Source organism: Mucilaginibacter sp. NFX135, assembly GCF_048565145.1.
Classification (GTDB): domain Bacteria; phylum Bacteroidota; class Bacteroidia; order Sphingobacteriales; family Sphingobacteriaceae; genus Mucilaginibacter.
This window is the reverse complement of the sequence record NZ_CP183412.1, coordinates 5,020,053-5,040,940: the sequence shown is the minus strand read 5'-3', so window position 1 is coordinate 5,040,940 and position 20,888 is coordinate 5,020,053. Positions and strand designations below refer to the sequence as shown.

Below are 20,888 nucleotides of genomic sequence, written 5' to 3'. Positions count from 1 at the left end.
GTTATTTAATAAAATTCAATAACTCACTAAATCATTAATTAGAAACCCCAAAATCTCAAATCTCATATCTCACATCTCACATCAAATTTTTATCTTTGCCCATGCAAGAAAAAATCCTCATTCTTGACTTTGGCTCGCAATTCACCCAACTCATCGCGCGCCGCGTCAGGGAGCTCAATATTTACTGTGAGATCCACCCCTTCAATCATTATCCCGAAATTGACAGCACTGTAAAAGGAATCATCCTTTCTGGTAGCCCTTATTCTGTAAGGCAGGAAGATGCGCCTCATTTTGATTTCGCGCAATTCCATACTACCCGTCCTATTTTGGGGGTTTGTTATGGTGCACAGTATGTGGCCCATTTTCACGGCGGCGAAGTATTGGCTTCGAGCACCCGCGAATATGGCCGTGCCAATCTGGATTATATCAACAAGGAAAATCCGCTGTTTAAAAATATTCCGGAGAACTCACAGGTGTGGATGTCGCATGGTGATACCATTGCCAGCATCGGCGATAACTTTGAGATCATTGCCAGTACCGATAGCGTAAAGGTTGCGGCTTACCAGGTAACCGGTACCCAAACTTACGGCATCCAGTTTCACCCCGAGGTAACGCACAGTATTGACGGCAGGCAATTGCTGGAGAATTTTTTGGTCGACATTTGCGGTTGCAAACAGGATTGGACACCAGATTCCTTCGTGGAAACCACCATTGCTGCCATGCGCGAAAAATTGGGCGATGATAAAGTGGTATTAGGTCTTTCAGGTGGTGTCGATTCATCTGTGGCTGCGGTTTTACTGCACCATGCCATCGGCAAAAACCTGCATTGCATATTTGTTGATAACGGCCTGCTGCGCAAGGACGAGTACGAACAGGTGCTTGACTCCTATAAGCACATGGGCTTAAATATAAAAGGTATTGATGCCAAGCAACGTTTCTACGATGCTTTGGCGGGGTTGAAAGATCCTGAATTGAAACGAAAAGCCATCGGTCGTGTATTTATCGAAGTATTTGACGATGCCGCGCACGAGGTTCAGGATGTAAAATGGTTAGGACAAGGAACTATCTATCCCGATGTTATCGAGTCGGTTTCGGTAAAAGGCCCGTCGGCTACCATCAAATCGCACCATAACGTTGGCGGTTTGCCCGATTTTATGAAACTGAAGGTGGTTGAGCCTCTGAATACCTTATTTAAAGACGAAGTAAGACGTGTAGGCAAGGCTTTAAACATCGATCCGAATATTTTAGGCAGGCACCCTTTCCCGGGTCCGGGTCTGGCTATCAGGATCTTGGGTGATGTTACACCAGAAAAAGTAGCTATATTGCAGGAGGCCGATGCGATTTATATCAACAATTTGCGGTCTTATGGTGTTTACGATAAGGTTTGGCAGGCCGGCGCTATATTTTTGCCGGTACAATCGGTAGGGGTAATGGGCGATGAGCGTACTTATGAGAACGTGATATGCCTGCGTGCGGTAGAATCATTGGATGGGATGACAGCCGATTGGTGCCATTTACCTTATGACCTGCTGGCCAAGATCTCCAACGAGATCATCAATAACGTAAAAGGAATTAACCGGGTAGTATATGATATCAGTTCGAAACCACCTGCTACCATTGAGTGGGAATAAATGGTTATTGTTTTTTAGCGCGGCGCTGATACTGGGTGCATGCTCACCCAAAGTGCGGCCTGTATCAACGCCCGTAAAAAAAGTTGAAAAACCCGAACCCAAGGCTGTAGAAAAGCCCCCGGTAAAGCCAACGGCAAAAGCTTCTGTCATATCCATGATATTGCCTATGGGTCTTGATCATGTGCGGCCGCGTAATTACAGCGGCATTGGCCTGACACAAGCCAACATGAGTATTGAATACTACCAGGGCTTTAAACTGGCTTTAGATTCCCTGGCAGCCCAGGGCGCTAATTTCAAACTGCAGCTTTTTGATTCAAAAGATGATGCTTCCGCAGCGCATAGCCTTGCGTATAACCCACAGGTAAGAACGAGCGACCTGGTGGTTGGTCCGGTATATCCCGATTGGCTGAGGCTGTTTATCGCGACTATGGGCACGCGTATGGTTATTCTGTCGCCATTGTCGCCTGCATCGCCTGCTACTATCAAAAGCAACAACCTCATTACCGCTATTCCCCCGCTGGAATATCATGCTATAGGTGCGGCGCAATACATCAACGACAAACTAAAACCTAAAAAGATTTTTATCCTGCGTTCGGGCTTTAGCCAGGAGAACGATTATGTGGTAAACTTTAAAAAAGCAACCGACAGTTTAAGCAATAAAAAGGTTAAAATTGTAAGCGTTATTATTACACGGGGTAAATTGAGCGGTTTGCTGCCACAGCTGTCAAAAACAGAACGTAATGTGTTTGTGATACCGGCTACTGATCAGGCCTTTTTGGGTGTTACACTGCGATCATTAGATACTTTAAACAAAAACTATCCCGTGATACTGTTTGGCCACCCCAGTTGGGAGAAGTTTAATTTTTTAAAGGCAGATATATTGCAGCGGCTTAAAACGCATATTACCTCCAGCGATAAGGTAAATTATAAGCAGGAGGCTACGATTGCTTTTTTGCGCAACTACCGTAAAGTGTATCACGTTGAACCCACCGAATATGCCATCAAGGGTTTTGATGAAGGCTTGTATTTTGGCCGGCAACTTTTGGAGGGTAACAAAGATATGGCGGCGATTGACAAAACCGATTTTACAGGCATACACAATGGTTTCCATTTTGTGAAAAAGCCCGGTTTAGGTTGGGTCAACACGCATGTAAATATATTAATGTATAGTAACTTTGAGTTAAAACAGGTAGAATGAAGGCTATAAACCAGCTTAAAACGTTTCAGCGAATTTTGGGTGAATACCCTGCCGATACGCCTCTAAGTAAGTTTTTACCCGGCTTCTACCGGCAAAATAAACAAATGGGATCAACCGACAGGCGTATTGCCAACCGGTTGATGTACAATTATTTCCGGATAGGCAGGGCTCTCCATAATTTACCTGCCGATGAGCGTTTATTTGTAGCCGAGTTTTTATGCAACACGCAGATCAATTCTTTTTTACAAAATTTTAAACCTGATTGGGCCGCTTGTATCGGTTTTAATATCGACGACAAACTGGCGCTGGTAAAAACGGCGCATCCTGATTTTGACCTGGAGGATGTGTTTCCATGGGTTTCACAATTATCTCCGGGTATTGATCGTAACGCTTTTTTAAGATCATTCTTTACACAGCCCGATCTTTTTATCCGGGTGCGCAATGGTTACGATCATCTGGTTAAGGGAGAACTGACCAAAGCACAGATCGTATTTAAGGACGAAGGGAATGGCTGCCTTTCGTTACCAAACGGCACCCGGCTCGAAACCATATTTTCCAAACAGCACTGGTTTGAGGTGCAGGACTATTCGTCGCAGCAAACTGGCGATTTTTTCAGGCCGCAACGCTGGGACAACTGGTGGGATGCCTGCGCGGCATCTGGCGGTAAATCGTTGCTGCTGCATGAAGATGAGCCTAACATCAAGCTGGTGGTATCAGATATCCGTGAATCGGTACTGGCCAACCTGGATGAGCGTTTTCACCTGGCTGGTTTAACCAAATACCAGAAAAAGGCGCTTGATCTTACTACCAATGTCGACCAGACTTTGCATGATTATGCATTTGACGGTATTATTCTGGATGCTCCGTGCAGCGGCTCGGGCACCTGGGGCCGTACACCCGAAATGATAGCCCAGTTTGATGCACATAAGATCGAATTTTTCCAGAAACTGCAAAAAAGCATCGCCCAGAATGTGGTGAAATACCTGAAACCCGGTAAGCCCCTTATTTACATTACCTGCTCGGCCTTTAAAGGCGAGAACGAGGATGTGGTTGATTTTCTGGTGAAAGAGCTTGGCCTGAAACTGGAAGAAAGCAAGATACTCAAAGGGTACGAACGCCGGGCCGATACCATGTTTGTTGCGAGATTGAGCCCGCCTTTGTAGATGTGCAAATGTGCAAATATGCAGATGTGCAAATGATTTTTGAAAAAGCAATGTCATTTCGAACGAACGAGGAGGAACTATCTCTTGAGCGTGGCGAAAAATCTTTTTCGCGATGCAATTGGGACTTATACACAGCAGAAGATTTCTCTTTCGCACAACGCTATAGCCTGCCCGGCTCTATCGAAATGACAACCTTTTTATTTGTAACAAATCCGGGTATTTGTTTGTCTGTATAAGCAAACAAATATACAATGGACATCAACCTCATCTGCGTAAACGATTATTATATAGCCGAGATCATATCCGATATCATCGAAATTAACAACGGGCAGGACGCGTTGGATATATTGGCCAATTGCGCCTACCAGGATGCCCGGAGGATTGTGATGTACCAGGAAAATATCACCGACAGCTTCTTCGACCTCAAAACGACACTTGCGGGGGACATTCTCCAAAAATTCTCCAACTACAACGTTAAACTGGCCATTGTTGGCGATTTTTCAAAGTACAGCAGCCAAAGCCTTCGGGATTTTATTTACGAAAGTAATAAAGCTGGCAGGATCAGTTTTGTAGCCACTAAAGATGAGGCCCTTGATGCCTTGTCAAAGGGAATCAAGGTTTAAGGAAAAAAATGAAAATAAATTTGCGCAATTAATCGGTTGCGTTTATATTTGCAATCAATTGGTTGCAAATAATATGAGACGAGACATTTTTCAAGCTATTGCAGACCCTACGAGGCGGGCAATTTTAGGGTTACTGGCTATGCAAGCAATGACACCAAACGCTATTGCCGAACATTTTGATAGTACCCGGCAGGCCGTATCCAAACATATCCAGATCCTGGTAGAATGCGAAGTGGTGAAACAACAGCAAACTGGCAGAGAAATTTATTACCATTTTAATCCAAACAAAATGAAAGAAATAGATTTATGGCTCGATCGTTTTCGCAAGTTATGGGAAGGCCGTTTTGATCAGTTAGATAATTTATTAGAAAACCTATAAAACAAATTCAATATGAGTACAAAAACAGAGATCACCAAAGATCTGGCTAACAAAAAAATTAATGTTACACGGGAATTTGCCGCCCCCTTGGAAAAAGTATGGAAAGCATGGACAGATGTTAGTCTGTTGGAACAATGGTGGGCGCCAAAGCCCTGGAAAGCCGTATCTAAATCATACGATTTTAGTGAAGGTGGTTTCTGGCTATACTCTATGGTGGGCCCAAATGGCGAGACAGCCTGGTGCCGGGTTAATTTTAAAACTATAGTACCGCAGCAAAGCTTTACCTCCACGGCCTTGTTTTGCGACGAAAATGGTGTTGTAAACCCTGATTTCCCGCCGATGCACTGGCTGGTTACCTTCCACTCGGTTGGAGCAGCTACCAAGGTAGTAGCCGAGCTCACGTTTGATAACGAAGCCGACCTGGAAAAAATTGTTGCAATGGGCTTCGAAGAAGGTTTCACTATGGCCCTGGGCAACCTGGACGAGATATTGTAAGCGTAACTATTATATTAAAGAAAAAGGAGGCTGTCATTAAGAGTAGCCTCCGCCGCAACGAGAGTAAAAAATAGCGTCATTGCGAGCGTAGCGTGGCAATCCCCAATAGGCAGGTTCGCTCTGTAAGTAGGGGATTGCCACGCTACGCTCGCAATGACGTGTTTTATTCTATTTAGGAGAAAATTATAGTCGATAAGTTGATTCTGCAATTTGAGTTAACCTTGTTGGTTTGACAATTGCCTTTCATCGCCTATCCCCTTCAGGGGGTTGGGGGGTTACAAATGCGTATTACTCCTGAACAGCTTAATAGCGATAGCCAGCAAAATAATGCCGAATGATTTTCGGAGGATGCTCAGGCCGACTGGTCCTAAAAGCTTTTCGATCCACTTTACATTTTTGAGCACGAAGTAAACCACAATGGTATTGAGCACTATGCCCACCAGAATATTCTGGGTTTGATATTGTGATTTGAGTGAGAGCAGGGTGGTCATGGTACCGGCTCCGGCGATCAGTGGAAAAGCCAGGGGCACTATGGAAGCCGACAGGGGGACTTCCTCTTTAAAAAAATCAACACCAAGCACCATCTCCATCGCGATGATAAATATCACCAGCGAACCGGCTATGGCGAAAGAGGCTACATCCAAGCCGATAACGGCCAGTAATTCATCGCCCACAAACAGAAACACCACCATCAGGATCAGCACCGCGATGCTGGCTTTTTCCGATTCGATATGCCCTACGCGCTGTCTTACCTGGATAATTACGGGTATAGCACCCAAAATATCGATAATGGCAAAAAGGATCATGGTTACGGATAGTACTTCCCTGAAAACTAATGGATGCATGGCTGTAGGGTTTATGCTGGTGCAAAAATGCAATTAAAATATAAAGAAAGATAAAAAGAAAATACGATGTGCCGAAATTTATACGACAAATCGCTGCACAAAAAAAGGTCCTGAGTTAACTCAGGACCTTTTGCTTATAATATTTACAAACTGAGCTTATTCAACAAATTTAGGATTGATAGGGTCATTGGCAGCTTCAACTTTGCCATGTCTTACGTGTGAGCGTTTAATGCTATAAGTAAAGTAAATGACAAAGCCAATCAGTAACCAAACAATAAGCCTGGCCCAGTTTTCCCAGCCCTCGCTGGCAATCATACAAAGACATATAAGCGCACCAAGCGGACAAACGATCATATAAAGCGGCGTCTGAAACGGACGTACAATATTTGGATCGGTTCTGCGGAGGATAAATATGCCTATACAAACCAGCACGAATGCAAACAGGGTACCGATACTCACCATATCACCCACATATTTATCAGGTATAAAACCTGCAAATATGGATACAAACACAAAAAATAACCATTGTGATTTATAAGGCGTACGGAATTTAGGGTGAAGTTTGGAGAATACTTTAGGGATCAGGCCATCGGTGCTCATGGTATAAAACACACGGGTTTGGCCCATTAGCATCACCAGGATCACCGAAGAAAAACCGGCGAGGATAGATACGGTAACAAACGAAGCTAACCAGCCATAGCCAGGCATAGCTGTTTTGATAGCATAGCTTACGGATGCTTCTTTACCCTGTATCAGAAAATCTTTGTATGAAACTAAGCCAGTTAATACGTGCGAAAACAAGATGTATAAAGCAGTACAGAAAACCAATGATATCAGGATACCTTTTGGCATATCTTTTTGAGGATTTTTAGCCTCCTGCGCAGCGGTCGAAACCGCGTCGAAACCGATAAAGGCAAAGAATACCACACTGGCGCCGCGTAAAACACCCAGCCACCCATGGTTAAAAGTATCGCCATAATCAACAACACCTGTACTTACCTTTATGGTACCTGCATCAGCCGGGATCATGTAAGGTGTATGAAAGGCCGGATTTATAAAGTGCCATCCCAAACCGATGATCAGGAGTACAATAGCTACTTTAACAATTACAATAATATTGTTTACCACAGCCGATTCGGCCATACCGCGGATAAGCAATAAGGTAAGCAGGAATATGATAAATATGGCTGGTAAATTTACAATCCCTCTTGTACCCAGTTCGGCAGCGTACATACCTGAAGTTGTGTTTGACACTTCAAAGAAAGAGTGTGTCCACTGGTAGGGGATATGGAAATTAAAAAATGTTATTAAAAATTCGTTAAAGTATTGCGACCAGCCAATGGCTACGGTAGCAGCCCCAAGAGCGTACTCTAATACAAGATCCCAGCCAATGATCCAGGCTATAAATTCGCCCATGGTGGCGTAGGAATAAGTATAGGCCGAGCCGGCGATAGGTATCATACTGGCAAACTCCGCATAGCATAAACCGGCCAGGGCGCAACCGGCTGCCGCGATAAGGAATGAAATAGTAACAGCCGGACCTGCATGTTCGCCGGCTGCCGCTGCTGTACGCACAAAAATACCGGCTCCAATAATAGCACCAATACCCAGCGCTATAAGCGATCCAACGCCTAAGGTTCTTTTCAGCGATTTCTCCGTCTCGACAGAGGCAGCCATCAATTGCTGAATAGGTTTCTTAATAAATAACTTCATTTTAAAATAGTAAGATCAGTTTTAAAAATTTAAAAATTCACATTCCCCCAAACGTACTTAAATTTATTGAAATCCTAAAGGGCAGAATGTAACAACGCAATAATGAGGGATTTCCAAATAAAAGTGTGCAAATCCGATTAAATCTATAGGTAATCGGATTTTTTATAAGCACTTATGTAAGTGCCTCATTTGTAGCACAAGCAGGCTAAAGCGGTGTTTTGGGTACACTTTGATTTTTAATTAAAAATAATTGTTAAATAAACACCACAAAATCAAAAAAATGCTCTTAGAGTTAAATGGATCATTCTTTTTTCTCCACCTAATTATGCTTGTTTCTCCTTAAAATACATTTTGACCGGTAAGATTTTGCGGTTTTTCTGCTTTTAAAAGACTTCACTTACATTTATAGTCTTTATGCTGTCTATGTTTATAGCGGATATGGTCTTAATCCAAAAATGTCTGCCGTCTCAATCAAAAATTTCCAACTTTACCCATCTTTTTCTTATTATTAGCCAAATTTATAAACCCTGCCTGTTTTGAAATTTATTGGTACCTTACTTTTTCTTGCCTTTTTATGCACCAGCCTCTCTGCCCAGATAAAATTTACCGGAACGGTCACAGACGTGTCTAAGCACCCTTTGGGTTATGCCGGTGTAAGTCTGTTTAACATCAACAGTAATAAAAATCAGTCGTTACAAACCAATGCCGGGGGAGGGTTTGTCTTTACGAATTTACAGACCGGCCAGTATCTACTCACCATAGCGTTTACCGGGTATGCCAGGTACCAGTCGCAATTATCCATTACAAAAGATACTGCTGTTAACATCATCCTGCAAACTTCCAACACGCAATTGGGCGAAGTGGTGGTTACCGCTAATAAAGCCGCTATCGAAAACAATCAGGAAAAAACGGTGTACAATGTATCTGCCAATATTACCGCTACAGGTACCGATGCATTGACCGCCATAGGTAAAGTACCCGGAATAAAAGTAAATGGCGACGACATCAGCATTGTGGGTAAAGGCCAGGTAAAAGTAATGGTGAACGATCGTATTGTACAATTGGCCGGCACTGATCTGGCCAGGTATTTAAAATCGATATCGGCCAACCAGATCTCTAAAATAGAAGTGATCAAAAACCCATCGGCCAATTATGATGCTGATGGTAATGCCGGGCTCATTAATATAACCACCAAACGCAGCAGCAAACAAGGTTTATCGGGCAATGTACAGCTAAGCGACAAACAATCCCTGCATAGCCCGGCCAACGTTTTTGGCACCAGCAATTACTGGCTGGCCGCCGGTAGCGCCAACCTGAACTATAATGCAGATAAATGGTCGGCCTATACCAACGTCAGTATGGATCATGATCATGAACTGGAAGGCTTTGCAACCGATGTGTTTTATCCCAAACAAAGCTGGCTGCAAACAGATACGGGCAATTACAGGGGGCACAATTTTAATATTATTGCCGGGGTTGATTATAAAGTAAGCCCTAAAACAAGCATCGGCATCTCTTACCTGGGCGGTAAAAGTATTTACGATGGATCTGACCATGTGAATAATCCAATCTATAATAGCAGCGGCGGCCTGGATTCTACCCTTAGAACCTTTGCTACTTATCATCCTATTGCTATCAGCAATTCGGGCAACGCGCATGCGGTGATCAACTTTGATACTACCGGTAAGAAGTTAATTCTTAATGCCGACTATTTTAATTATAACCGTAATGACCGGTCGGACTTTGAAAGTAACAGCTATCTGCCCAATGGACAGGTGATCCCGGCCAGTAACACCCGGTATTTTGATACCAACAAGCAACTCATCAATTTATATACCTTTAAAGCCGATGCCGAAATACCCACCAAATTCGTCAGGTTTGCTTTTGGTGGTAAGCTCAGCTTTATTAATAACTATAGTAATGCCTATTACTATGATAAAGGCGCTAATGATGAACTTACTTATAACACTAACCTAAGTAATGAGTTCAGGTATATAGAAAACACACAATCATTATACCTCAACCTGAATAAGGAAAAGGACAAATGGAAATACCAGGCAGGTTTGCGTGCCGAGTACACCGAAACCAAGGGTACATCCTACACGCTTAAACAGGTAAACACCAATAAATATCTGCAATTGTTTCCTTTAGTGCTGATATCGTACCAGGCTGATACTGCAAATAGTTTCTCACTAAGCTTTGGCCGCAGGATAAATCGGCCAACTTTTTGGAACCTCAACCCGTTCAAGTCCCTGTTTACGGCTTACAGCTATGGCGAGGGTAATCCCTTTTTACAGCCGGAATATAACAGCAACCTCGAACTATCGCACACCTTTAAAAATATCTTTACCTCGGGCTTGTTCCTGAATATCACCGATAATGGGTTCAACAACGTAACCATAGCCAGTACTGATACCAACCTGGTACGCACCATCCCGCTTAACTTTATAAAAACTTACCGGGTAGGGATCTCCGAGAATTTGTCGCTGCACCTGTTTTCCTGGCTGGATAATAATAACCAGGCTACTTTTTACCATACCAGCGCGCGCTCAAGCTTACCTTATATCAAAAGCATCAATGGCTATGGAGCTTACCTGGCCACTAACAATACGGCTTATTTTAATGCCGGCAAAACCTTTGCAGCGGCGGTGAATTTCTGGTACCAGTTCCCCGAGGTTGATCATATCGGTCGTTCGGATGCCTATTATAAGCTGGATGTAGGCTTTACGGCTTTGGCCATGAAAAAGAAACTAAACATCACCCTGAATTTTAACGATGCTTTCCGGAGCAGCGCCCCGGCGGTAACAACCACGGTTAACGGTATCAGAAGCAAATTCACCAATTTCCAGCTCAACCGCTTTGTACAATTAGCCCTAAGCTATCGCTTTGGTAAAGAAACCAACACAGAAAAACGTGATACCGGCAACGAAGAAGAACGCGGCAGAATACACTGAGAAAGCTGAAAGCCGAAGGCTTAAAGCGGAAAGCTTTTTTTGTTACGATCACAGATGTTTTTGGCTTTGAGCCTTCGGCTTTAAGCTTTTAGCTTCCTCCCACAGGTATTTTACAAAACAGTGAGGGCTTTATGGCTGTTAGTTACCATATTTACCGAAAAAAATAAAAATGGCTCATCTATTTTCGCCCTTAAAAATAAAAAGCATCGAATTAAAAAATCGTATCGTGGTATCGCCTATGTGTGAGTACTCCAGTGAAGATGGTTTTGCCAACGACTGGCACCTCATTCACCTGGGCAGCCGGGCCGTTGGTGGCGCAGGATTGATCATGACCGAAGCCTGCGCGGTATCAGCCGAGGGCCGCATTACCTTTGCCGATCTGGGTATTTATCGTGATGAGCATATCGAAAAACTTAAACATATCACCGATTTTATACATGCGCATGGTGCGGTTGCTGGGGTGCAGCTTGCCCACGCCGGGCGCAAAGCCAGTCATCTGGAACCCTGGAACGGTGGTCAGCAAATACCATCAAACCAACCCAATGGCTGGAAAGCGGTAGCACCGAGCGCCATTCCGTTTAAGGCTGATGAAGAAGCACCTCTTGAACTGGATAAAACCGGTATTGAAAAAGTAAAATCCGATTTTAAAGCGGCTGCCAAAAGGGCCATAGCCGCTGGCTTTAAAGTGATAGAGTTGCACGGCGCGCATGGCTATCTGCTGCACCAGTTTCTTTCGCCTATAAGTAATAAACGTACTGACGAATATGGCGGTACATTTGAAAACCGTATTCGCTTGCTGATTGAGGTATTGGAAGCCATTAAAGAGGTATGGCCTAAAGAGAGCCCTTTGTTTGTACGTTTATCCACAACCGAATGGACCGAAGGTGGCTGGTCTGCTGAGGATTCCGTCGCGCTGGCCAAACTATTGAAGGATAAAGGTGTTGATTTGATCGACTGCTCAAGCGGTGGAAATGTAGTCAATGCTAAGATACCGTTAAAACCAGGTTATCAAGTTGAGTTTGCAGAGAAAATTAAAAAGGAAAGTGGTATACTTACAGGAGCGGTAGGCCTGATAACAACCGCCTACCAGGCCGATGAAATTATACAGGAAGGCGAGGCCGACCTGATATTCCTGGCCCGGGAAATGCTGCGCGATCCGCATTTTCCGTTACGTGCCGCGCATGAATTGGGACATGAAGTAAAATGGCCCGTTCAATATGAACGTGCCAAATGGCAATAGTTCATAGCGAATGGTTCATAGATCATGGTTGGGAAAATATGATCTATGAACCAAAAATTACGATGAACAATGATCTATGAACAATGAACTAAATAATACATCACAAAACTAAAACAACAACTATGAAACGTACAGCAAACGCCCATTGGAATGGCACATTACAAGCAGGTCAGGGAGAGATCACTACCCAGAGCACTGTATTAAACAAAACACAATATTCATTTAAAACGCGCTTTGCCGATGGCATTGGTACCAACCCCGAAGAATTGCTTGCCGCTGCTCATGCAGGTTGCTTTACCATGGCGGTTGGCGCTGCTTTAACCCAGGCCGGTTTTACACCTAATGACCTGACCACCGACGCCATATTAGATCTGGACATGGTTGGCCTGGCAGTTACGAACATTCACCTGGAACTAAAGAGCTCTGTTATTGACGGTGTTGACGAAGCAACCTTCAAACAAATTGCCGAAGGCGCCAAAGCCAATTGCATTATTTCAAAAGCACTGAGTGTGCCTATTACTTTAAACGTTACTTACGCTTAAAAATTTCTCATACATGTCATTGCGAGGAACGACGATGCAATCTCGTAGCTATTCTAATCAATGAGAACGCGAGGAGATTATTAATGTTGCTAATTGTTTTCTAAGGTATTAATGAGCTCCCTGCGGTCGGTTGTCCACGCTATGCTCGCAATGACATAATTTTTTGTTTGTCATCCTGAGCGGAGCGAAGGATCTATTTGACAATATGTCTACTGAACAACAGATGCTTCGCTACGCTCAGCATGACAAAGTAGTTATTATTTCTGTATCAAAGCCAACAAAGCTTGCGGCGTTTCGTAAGTGGCACTTTTATAGGTAAGCACTTTAACACCTACACATAAGGTGTCCACCGTGTTATTAGGATGTGTGAGGTAAATCTTCCCACGCACATCAGGCTGGAAACCATCATCCGCCCTTTTCATATCGGTCAATAACTGCATCACACTATCCACTGAAGCTTTTTGTGTAAAGTTTTTAACCTTACCCTCAGGGAAATAATAATCAAACTTATCGCAGGTTATCCTGAACTGCGTTTCACGGCCAAGTTCGGTAAATTTAAATTTGATGCTTTTAACCTCGTCGGCAGGGTTGGTTTTTGGCTTGCAGGCGAAGAAGGTGGATGCTATCAGGAGGAGGATTATGCTTAGTGTTTTCATATTCGTTTAAAATTGAAGCGCGATCTTTTTACAGTAAAAAATGTCATCATTACAAACAGTAAAGCAGGTGCACAAAAGCTTTTGATTATTTGCAATTGCTCCTCCCATATTTTCTGATCGGTTTTAACTTCAAAAACTCGGACACCTCCACACGGCATTGTATATAATTTACTTTCCTTTTGAGGGATTGTATAACTCGCATATATATCATCCTGATATTGGGTATAGGCCGGAACCCCCTCTATCTGACATATATCGTGTGCCTGTACATATGACCAATATTTACTGGTTTTTCCAAAATGAAACCTGATACCTTTATGCGTATCTTTTGAATCAAGTATTTCTCTTATCTCCAACCGGGCAAAATCTAAACGGGTTTTATTGGCGGCATCATTACCATCCAGGTTAATATCCAGATAATTCCGAACAGGAGGAAATTGAGGATAGTATACTCCGGGGATTTTAAGTTTTGCATCCAAACTCGTGTCATACATAGTTACATCCATAGCAAACTGATGCATAAATGCCTTGTGCTGAAAAAGAAAAATCAAACAAAACATCGGCAGTAAAACCAGGCTGATCATTCCCGGTAGATAGATGATCGGCTTATGGGGAGCTAAGGTTAATACTTTCAAGGTTTAAAAATTGGTTATCCTAAATTTAGGGTATAAAAACCGCAAATCAAAAAGCTTCCCATTTCGGAGAAATAGCCCGTCATTGAGCTTTATTCAAAAAGGGTGTCATGCTGAGCGCCGTCGAAGCATGGTGGACAGGCCTTTGCACTCAACCCTTCGACGATGCTCAGAGTGACACCCCCCCTTCAGGGGGCCGGGGGGTTACTTCAGCACATCCAGCACTCTGAACATTTTTTCTTTGATGCCGCGACTTGATCCATTAAAGTTGTTCACCATGATGGAGAAGCACAGCTCACGACCGTTATGTGTTTGATAACCGGCATAGCATAATACACTGTTGATACTGCCACTTTTCATTTTCATGTCGTTATAAACCGGCAAACTCTCATACAGATCGGCAAACCAGCTTTCTTTTTTGGCCGATTGCAGTATTTTGGCCAGCGTTAAGGTAGTTACCCTGTCGCCAGGCGAAAGTCCGCTGCCATCATATGTGTTGATGCTATTCGGGTCGATACCGCGCGCTTTCCAAAATTTCTGAACTTCCTCTACACCGTTGGCCGAGGTTGGTTTGCGCCCCTGTTTCCAGGCAATGGTTTTGAGCAGTTGCTCGGCATACAGGTTAATACTTTTTTGGTTAAGCCAGTAAATAATGCGGCTCAAAGGCGGCGATAATATGGTAGTTAAGTTTTTACTGATGAGCGGCAACTTCAAATCTTTGGCAGCTAAAGTAGCGGCTGATTCCGGTCCGCCTGTTACCAAAACGCCCAATTTTTTAAGAGTATCCGATAAACGCAGAGCAGCATCATAAGCGGCATCCGGGAGAGCGGCGGATATGCTTTTTTTATCTTTATCTATCGCATAGCTACCCCGGAGGTACATTACCGAACTGCCAACAGGCAGAAAAGCATAAGCATTATCGCCGGAGCCTGCTTCGCCGTTTACCAACTCGCTTTTAAAAGTAAGGTATGGGATGGTGGGAACCGTACGGGATATGCCAACCGGGTTACCGACTGCACCGGTACGCAGTTTTATATCAAACTGATTCTCGCGCCAGCACAGGCCGGATGTCCCCGCGCCGTAATAATTACCCACATCCTGCCAGATCCATCCTTCGGGGATAGATTGCGTACCGAAAATACTATCATCGCCAATAACACGACCGTTTATTTTTTTGATACCTGCCTTTTGCAAGGCATCGGTCATCAGGGCCAGTACGTGGGCCTCTTTGGTTTGTTCGTACCGCCAACTGCACAGGGTAGGGTCGCCGGCACCTTTAATGATTACATCACCGTTCAGTGTACCATCAGCGGTAATTTCACCGGCATAGCCCAATTGGGTCTGGTATTTAAAATCGGCCCCTAAAATATTAAAAGCAGTTATACTGGTAATGGTTTTGAGGGTAGATGCAGTAGCCAGCCCCATATTAGGATTGGCTGTAAATATTTGTTCGCCGGTTTTGGCGTCCAATACGGTTAAAGAAACCGATGCATAGCTGCACTGGCTATCCGCCTGCAACCTTCCAAAGGCATTCGATAATTTCTGCTGAAGATTCTGGGCATAAAGCTGCCCGCTTATCAAAAATAAACTAACTATCAGTAACCGTTTCATCATTATGTTTAACGTTCCGCTGCGATATGAAATATATAGGGATACCTATAAGTACTATGATTAAGCCTGGCCAGGTAAATTGTGGCTTATATATAATTAACAATGTGCAAAATGCCAGGCCCATTAAAATATAAATGGCTGGTAAAATCGGATAACCAAAAGCTTTGTATGGTCGGTCAGCGTTAGGATGCTTGGCCCGCAAAATAAAAATGCCAAAAATGGTAAGCACATAAAATATCACCACCACAAATGATATCATATCCAGCAGATCTCCATAACGCCCGCTTAAGCATAGTATGGAAGCTACCAGGCACTGTATCCACAGTCCGAACTGCGGAACTCCGAATTTATTCAAATCGCCCGTACGTTTAAAGAAAAGACCATCTTTAGCCATAGAATAATATACCCTGGCGCCTGATAGTATCAACCCGTTATTGCAGCCAAAAGTTGATATCATGATCATTACGGCGATGATATAGGTACCAATATTACCAAATATTACATGTGAGGCGGCCACGGCCACCCGGTCTTTATCAGCCGATGCAATGTCATGTAATGACAGCACACCCGTATAAACAAAGTTAGCCGATACGTAAATAATGGTCACTATTAAAGTGCCTAAACCCAGGCTCAGCGCTACATCGCGCTTGGGGTTCTTCATTTCGCCGGCAATAAAAGTTACGCTATTCCAGGCATCGCTGCTGAAAATTGAACCTACCATTGCCGCCGCGATAGCACCCAGGGCGCCGCCTATAGTTAAAGCAGTTATATTGCCAGTCTTGCTCAGGTTATGAATATCCCAGGCATTGCTCCAGTTGGCTTGCCAGATATCGCCTCGCAGCGCTAAAAAACCAAAACCAATTAATCCAAAAAGGCTTAACAGTTTAGTTAAGGTAAAAGTATTCTGGATCAGCTTACCACCTTTTACGCCCCGGCTATTGATAAAAGTTAAAAATATAATGAGTATAATAGATACCACCTGTGCGGCGCTGATTTTTACAAAACCCAGATCACACAAAATATTCTCCTCACTAAGAGGATGGTATATATAAGCCGCGAACTTGCTGAATGCTACACCCACCGCGGCTATGGTTCCGGTTTGTATCACCGCAAAAAAGCTCCAGCCGTATAAAAAAGCAATGAATTTGTTATAGGCTTCTTTCAGATAAACATACTGACCGCCTGCTTTTGGGAACATACCACTTAGCTCGCCGTAGCTTAATGCGGCGGTGAGGGTCATGAAACCGGTTAGTACCCAAATGGCGATGAGCCAGCCGGCCGAGCCTACATTGCGGATGATATCGGCGCTTACAATGAAAATACCCGAACCTATCATTGAGCCCGCTACCAGCATGGTGCCGTCAAGCAGGCTCAGTTCATGTTTCATTTTTGGTTGATCAGTTTTTTTTGTCATCTGTTATTCAAAGGGGTTTAAGGTCCTAAACTATTTAAAAAACTTTATAATAAGCAGGCTCTTGGTAAAGAAAATAAAATTACTATTTTGCATCCACCAATTAATAGTAATAGAGACTAAGGATTAAGGATTTTTGGAGCAAAGATTTTTGTAACGGAAGGCGGATATCGAATTTCAAGATTTAGATACACCGCAAAATGTCCGTTTTGAAACTATCCTTGCTCCTTGTTCTCAAAATCCTTGCTCCTCACTACCATTTATATTACTAAACCAAATTTTGAATATGGATTTTTTGAACAACTACTTGATCTATTTAATTCCGGTGATAGGCCTTATAGGCATTCTCGCTATGGCGGTTAAAGCCGCCTGGGTTACCAAACAAGACGCCGGCGACGGCGACATGGCCCAGCTGGCCGGTTACATTGCCGATGGGGCAATGGCTTTTTTACGTGCGGAGTGGAAAATACTTAGCTACTTTGTAATAGTTGCGGGTGTATTACTGGCCTGGTCGGGCACCACGGTGGCCACCTCAAGTCCGGTTATTGCCATATCGTTTTTAATTGGCGCGTTTTTATCGGCATTCGCTGGTTTCCTGGGGATGCGTATAGCCACCAAAGCCAACGTGCGTACCACACAGGCCGCGCGCAGCAGTTTAGCCAAAGCATTAAAAGTTTCATTTACCGGTGGTACGGTAATGGGCTTGGGCGTTGCCGGTTTGGCTATTATAGGTTTAGGATCATTGTTTATTGTTTTTTATACCATATATGTTAAAAACGTAACTGGCAGCACTGTAAATGGCGAAGATATGGCCAAAGCGCTGGATGTTTTGGCTGGATTTTCCTTAGGTGCCGAATCTATCGCGCTGTTTGCCCGTGTTGGCGGCGGTATTTATACCAAAGCGGCCGACGTAGGCGCCGATCTTGTGGGTAAAGTAGAAGCTGGTATCCCGGAGGATGACGTACGTAACCCTGCTACCATTGCCGATAACGTAGGTGATAACGTGGGCGACGTTGCTGGTATGGGTGCTGATTTATTCGGATCATACGTGGCTACCATGCTGGCCACCATGGTGCTGGGAAGGGAAATTGTATCGCATGATGTTTTTGGTGGCATTGCCCCGGTATTGTTACCTATGGTAATAGCCGGTTTGGGTTTGATATTCTCTATCGTAGGTGCAGCCTTTGTAAAGATCAAAAATGAGACCGATAGTGTTCAAAAGGCCTTGAATATGGGTAACTGGGCATCTATTATTTTAACTGCCATAGCTACTTATTTTGTAGTACAGTGGATGTTACCTGCCGGAGAATTTCACATGTCTCGCGATGAAGTGAATGGAGGTATTAAAGCAGGATCGCTGATATTTACCAAAAATGGGGTTTTTATGTCGATAGTTGTCGGACTGATCGTTGGCACTTTGATGTCCATCATCACCGAATATTATACCGCCATGGGTAAACGCCCGGTGCTGAGCATTATCCGCCAATCGTCAACCGGTCATGCTACCAATATTATTGGCGGTTTGGCTGTGGGTATGGAATCAACTGTATTACCTATCCTGGTGCTGGCATCGGGGATTTATGGTTCATACCACTTCGCGGGTTTGTATGGTGTAGCTATCGCTGCCGCCGGTATGATGGCTACTACAGCTATGCAATTGGCTATCGACGCATTTGGCCCTATTGCCGATAACGCCGGTGGTATTGCCGAAATGAGCCGCCTGCCCGAAGAAGTACGCCACCGTACAGATAACCTGGATGCTGTAGGTAACACTACCGCTGCAACCGGTAAGGGTTTCGCTATCGCTTCGGCAGCATTAACCTCACTGGCTCTGTTCGCGGCCTTTGTAGGTGTGGCCGGTATTGAACATATTGATATTTACAAGGCCGACGTTTTAGCTGGTTTGTTTGTAGGCGGGATGATCCCTTTTATCTTCTCGGCTTTATGTATCTCTGCAGTAGGTCGTGCAGCTATGGCTATGGTTGAGGAAGTAAGGCGCCAGTTCCGCGAGATCCCAGGTATTATGGAGTACAAAGCCAAACCGGAGTATGAAAAATGCGTGGCTATATCAACCAAAGCCTCCATCCGCGAGATGGTTGCTCCAGGGTTGATCGCTCTCATCACCCCAATCATTATTGGCTTTGCCTTTGGCCCCGAAGTTTTGGGTGGCTTACTGGCCGGTGTAACTGTATCAGGCGTGCTGATGGGGATTTTCCAGAGCAACGCCGGTGGCGCCTGGGATAATGCCAAAAAATCATTTGAGAAAGGTGTAGAGATCAACGGCGAGATCCACTATAAAAAATCAGAACCGCACAAAGCATCCGTTACCGGTGATACCGTAGGCGATCCATTTAAAGATACTTCGGGCCCATCCATGAACATCCTTATCAAACTGATGTCGATCGTTTCACTGGTGATCGCGCCGCACCTCAATCATTTGGTTGATACCAGTCCACGCATCCAGCGCGAATTGCACAGACAATCGCTGAATAATACACACATAGTGATCAAAACCGACAAAAACCTTTAATTCGAATAAATAGTGTTGAGAAGAGCCGCCTGAAAGGGTGGCTCTTTTTTTAGATGTAGTTTTTATTAAATTTAAAAAGATATGACAAATATTCTCATAGGGCGTATAGCACTAACACTTATCTTCTCTTTCTTGTTTTTTGCAGCTTTTACGCAGCCGACCAAAACTTTCAGTTCATTGAAATATGACAAGGTGATCATATATGATTATTCAGGCAGCAAAGACTATTACATTCATATTATCGACGAGCAAGGCCAGCTTGCTAAAACCGTGACCAAACAAGTTACGCTTAATACAATGGAAATAAATAAATTAAGTAAAAGTCTGGATAGCAAAAGCTCATATGGTAGCGGATCCGCGGCTTGTTTCGATCCACACTTAGGCATTGTTTATTACCATAAAACTAAAATAGTTGCTCATGTATCCGTATGTCTTGATTGCAACGCATTAGATTCCAGCATCGATATAGCGGCTCAGAAGCAAGGAAAAATTGGTAAAGGCAAAGATGCTTATTATATGTTAGGTGGCATGAGCAAGTCATTCAGATACTTTTTAAATACGTTACTGATCAAGTATAAATTTTCACATCAAATCGTCCCGGGAGAATCGTTTGATCAATGATTGATGTAGCTTCATTATAAAAAATCATATCTTCTTCGCAAGATCTCTGTAACCGGAGATATAATGGAAGATCCAACTTTAATTCGAATAAATAGTGTTGAGAAGAGCCGCCTGGAAGGGTGGCTCTTTTTTGTTTTAGAAAGACTTATCTTAGTTGTAATGAAAAGAATCAATCACCGGGTAATCATCCTTAGTTCCAGTATTGTGATTTTTCTTATTTCATTAACTCAACAATGTTATTGTACAACCAATAGCTGTGGGTATTCGATTGCCGCTGTTTTTTCGGGTGCAATAGGTCTTCTGCTTGGTGGTGCAGGCATTTCATGGCTTGCAAACCCACTCTTGTTAATTTCATGGATTTCGATCAATAAAAAGCCTAAACTTTCCTTAATAACAGGTTTTTTAGCAGTTATTATATCTTTTTCCTTCTTGTTCTTTTCAAAGATCAGATCAGATGAAGCCGGAAATTATAGTCAGATCATAAGCTATGAATTGGGATACTGGTTGTGGGTATTAAGCTCCCTCATTATGTTTGCGGGAAATATTTGGCTGTATTTTATAAAAGCAAAAGCCGCAGCCCAACCAGATCTTCATTAATGATCGGTTCAGTATATGACATCAACAAGTAATAAATCAGTTTGATG

The 20,888-nt window shown here is 43.6% G+C and carries 18 protein-coding genes; 12 read left to right on the top strand and 6 right to left on the bottom strand.

The annotated features are described in order from the left end of the window. Window positions 1–101 precede the first annotated feature (101 nt). From guaA to ACNURT_RS21035, 6 genes are all read left to right on the top strand, one after another. On the top strand, window positions 102–1,631 hold the full coding sequence (gene guaA / locus ACNURT_RS21060; protein WP_419699408.1) for a glutamine-hydrolyzing GMP synthase: 1,530 nt from the start codon (window positions 102–104) through the stop codon (window positions 1,629–1,631). Continuing rightward, a complete protein-coding gene (locus ACNURT_RS21055) occupies window positions 1,588–2,829 on the top strand; it encodes a hypothetical protein (RefSeq protein ID WP_419699407.1) in 1,242 nt (413 codons plus the stop codon). The genes guaA and ACNURT_RS21055 overlap by 44 nt, the downstream gene beginning before the upstream one ends. Then, window positions 2,826–3,992, top strand: coding sequence for an RsmB/NOP family class I SAM-dependent RNA methyltransferase (locus tag ACNURT_RS21050; protein WP_419699406.1), 1,167 nt, complete (start codon window positions 2,826–2,828; stop codon window positions 3,990–3,992). Before ACNURT_RS21055 ends, ACNURT_RS21050 begins: the two co-directional genes overlap by 4 nt. Before the next feature lie 251 nt (window positions 3,993–4,243). Further along, complete coding sequence (locus ACNURT_RS21045; RefSeq protein ID WP_419699405.1) at window positions 4,244–4,615, top strand: DUF4180 domain-containing protein; 372 nt, start codon at window positions 4,244–4,246, stop codon at window positions 4,613–4,615. A gap of 73 nt (window positions 4,616–4,688) precedes the next feature. Next, on the top strand, window positions 4,689–4,994 hold the full coding sequence (locus ACNURT_RS21040; protein WP_419699404.1) for an ArsR/SmtB family transcription factor: 306 nt from the start codon (window positions 4,689–4,691) through the stop codon (window positions 4,992–4,994). A gap of 12 nt (window positions 4,995–5,006) precedes the next feature. Continuing rightward, the gene (locus ACNURT_RS21035) at window positions 5,007–5,489 is read left to right on the top strand and encodes an SRPBCC family protein (protein WP_419699403.1); all 483 of its coding nucleotides are present in this window, start codon (window positions 5,007–5,009) and stop codon (window positions 5,487–5,489) included. A 275-nt stretch (window positions 5,490–5,764) separates the two neighbouring features. Here the strand turns inward: ACNURT_RS21035 and ACNURT_RS21030 are convergent, their stop codons facing one another. Next, window positions 5,765–6,334 carry a MarC family protein gene (locus tag ACNURT_RS21030; RefSeq protein ID WP_076377851.1) on the bottom strand — a complete coding sequence of 190 codons (570 nt, stop codon included), beginning with the start codon at window positions 6,332–6,334 and terminating at the stop codon, window positions 5,765–5,767. Window positions 6,335–6,490: 156 nt separating this feature from the next. Next, entirely contained in the window at window positions 6,491–8,047 is a 1,557-nt protein-coding gene (locus tag ACNURT_RS21025; RefSeq protein WP_370995967.1) for an amino acid permease, read from the bottom strand. Window positions 8,048–8,583: 536 nt separating this feature from the next. Here ACNURT_RS21025 and ACNURT_RS21020 point away from each other — a divergent pair. From ACNURT_RS21020 to ACNURT_RS21010, 3 genes are all read left to right on the top strand, one after another. Next, window positions 8,584–11,001 carry an outer membrane beta-barrel protein gene (locus ACNURT_RS21020; protein WP_419699402.1) on the top strand — a complete coding sequence of 806 codons (2,418 nt, stop codon included), beginning with the start codon at window positions 8,584–8,586 and terminating at the stop codon, window positions 10,999–11,001. 169 nt (window positions 11,002–11,170) lie between these two features. Beyond that, the gene (gene namA / locus ACNURT_RS21015) at window positions 11,171–12,241 is read left to right on the top strand and encodes an NADPH dehydrogenase NamA (RefSeq protein WP_419699401.1); all 1,071 of its coding nucleotides are present in this window, start codon (window positions 11,171–11,173) and stop codon (window positions 12,239–12,241) included. A gap of 122 nt (window positions 12,242–12,363) precedes the next feature. Continuing rightward, entirely contained in the window at window positions 12,364–12,783 is a 420-nt protein-coding gene (locus tag ACNURT_RS21010) for an OsmC family protein (protein ID WP_419699400.1), read from the top strand. 257 nt (window positions 12,784–13,040) lie between these two features. Here the strand turns inward: ACNURT_RS21010 and ACNURT_RS21005 are convergent, their stop codons facing one another. The 4 genes from ACNURT_RS21005 to ACNURT_RS20990 all read right to left on the bottom strand — a co-directional run bounded on the left by ACNURT_RS21005 (window position 13,041) and on the right by ACNURT_RS20990 (window position 17,069). Beyond that, entirely contained in the window at window positions 13,041–13,439 is a 399-nt protein-coding gene (locus tag ACNURT_RS21005) for a hypothetical protein (protein WP_419699399.1), read from the bottom strand. Continuing rightward, window positions 13,436–14,074 carry a hypothetical protein gene (locus ACNURT_RS21000; protein ID WP_419699398.1) on the bottom strand — a complete coding sequence of 213 codons (639 nt, stop codon included), beginning with the start codon at window positions 14,072–14,074 and terminating at the stop codon, window positions 13,436–13,438. Before ACNURT_RS21000 ends, ACNURT_RS21005 begins: the two co-directional genes overlap by 4 nt. A 201-nt stretch (window positions 14,075–14,275) precedes the next feature. Continuing rightward, window positions 14,276–15,685 carry a D-alanyl-D-alanine carboxypeptidase/D-alanyl-D-alanine-endopeptidase gene (gene dacB / locus ACNURT_RS20995; protein WP_419699397.1) on the bottom strand — a complete coding sequence of 470 codons (1,410 nt, stop codon included), beginning with the start codon at window positions 15,683–15,685 and terminating at the stop codon, window positions 14,276–14,278. Beyond that, a complete protein-coding gene (locus tag ACNURT_RS20990) occupies window positions 15,660–17,069 on the bottom strand; it encodes an APC family permease (protein WP_419699396.1) in 1,410 nt (469 codons plus the stop codon). The genes dacB and ACNURT_RS20990 overlap by 26 nt, the downstream gene beginning before the upstream one ends. Window positions 17,070–17,379: 310 nt before the next feature. Between ACNURT_RS20990 and ACNURT_RS20985 the strand changes: the two genes are divergently transcribed. The 3 genes from ACNURT_RS20985 (at window position 17,380) to ACNURT_RS20975 (ending at window position 20,841) form a co-directional block, all read left to right on the top strand. Then, window positions 17,380–19,623: a sodium-translocating pyrophosphatase gene (locus ACNURT_RS20985; RefSeq protein ID WP_419699395.1), complete on the top strand. Its 2,244-nt coding sequence runs from the start codon at window positions 17,380–17,382 to the stop codon at window positions 19,621–19,623. An 81-nt stretch (window positions 19,624–19,704) separates the two neighbouring features. Then, complete coding sequence (locus ACNURT_RS20980; RefSeq protein WP_419699394.1) at window positions 19,705–20,244, top strand: hypothetical protein; 540 nt, start codon at window positions 19,705–19,707, stop codon at window positions 20,242–20,244. A 63-nt stretch (window positions 20,245–20,307) separates the two neighbouring features. Continuing rightward, a complete protein-coding gene (locus ACNURT_RS20975; protein ID WP_419699393.1) occupies window positions 20,308–20,841 on the top strand; it encodes a hypothetical protein in 534 nt (177 codons plus the stop codon). The last annotated feature ends 47 nt before the right edge of the window (window positions 20,842–20,888 follow it).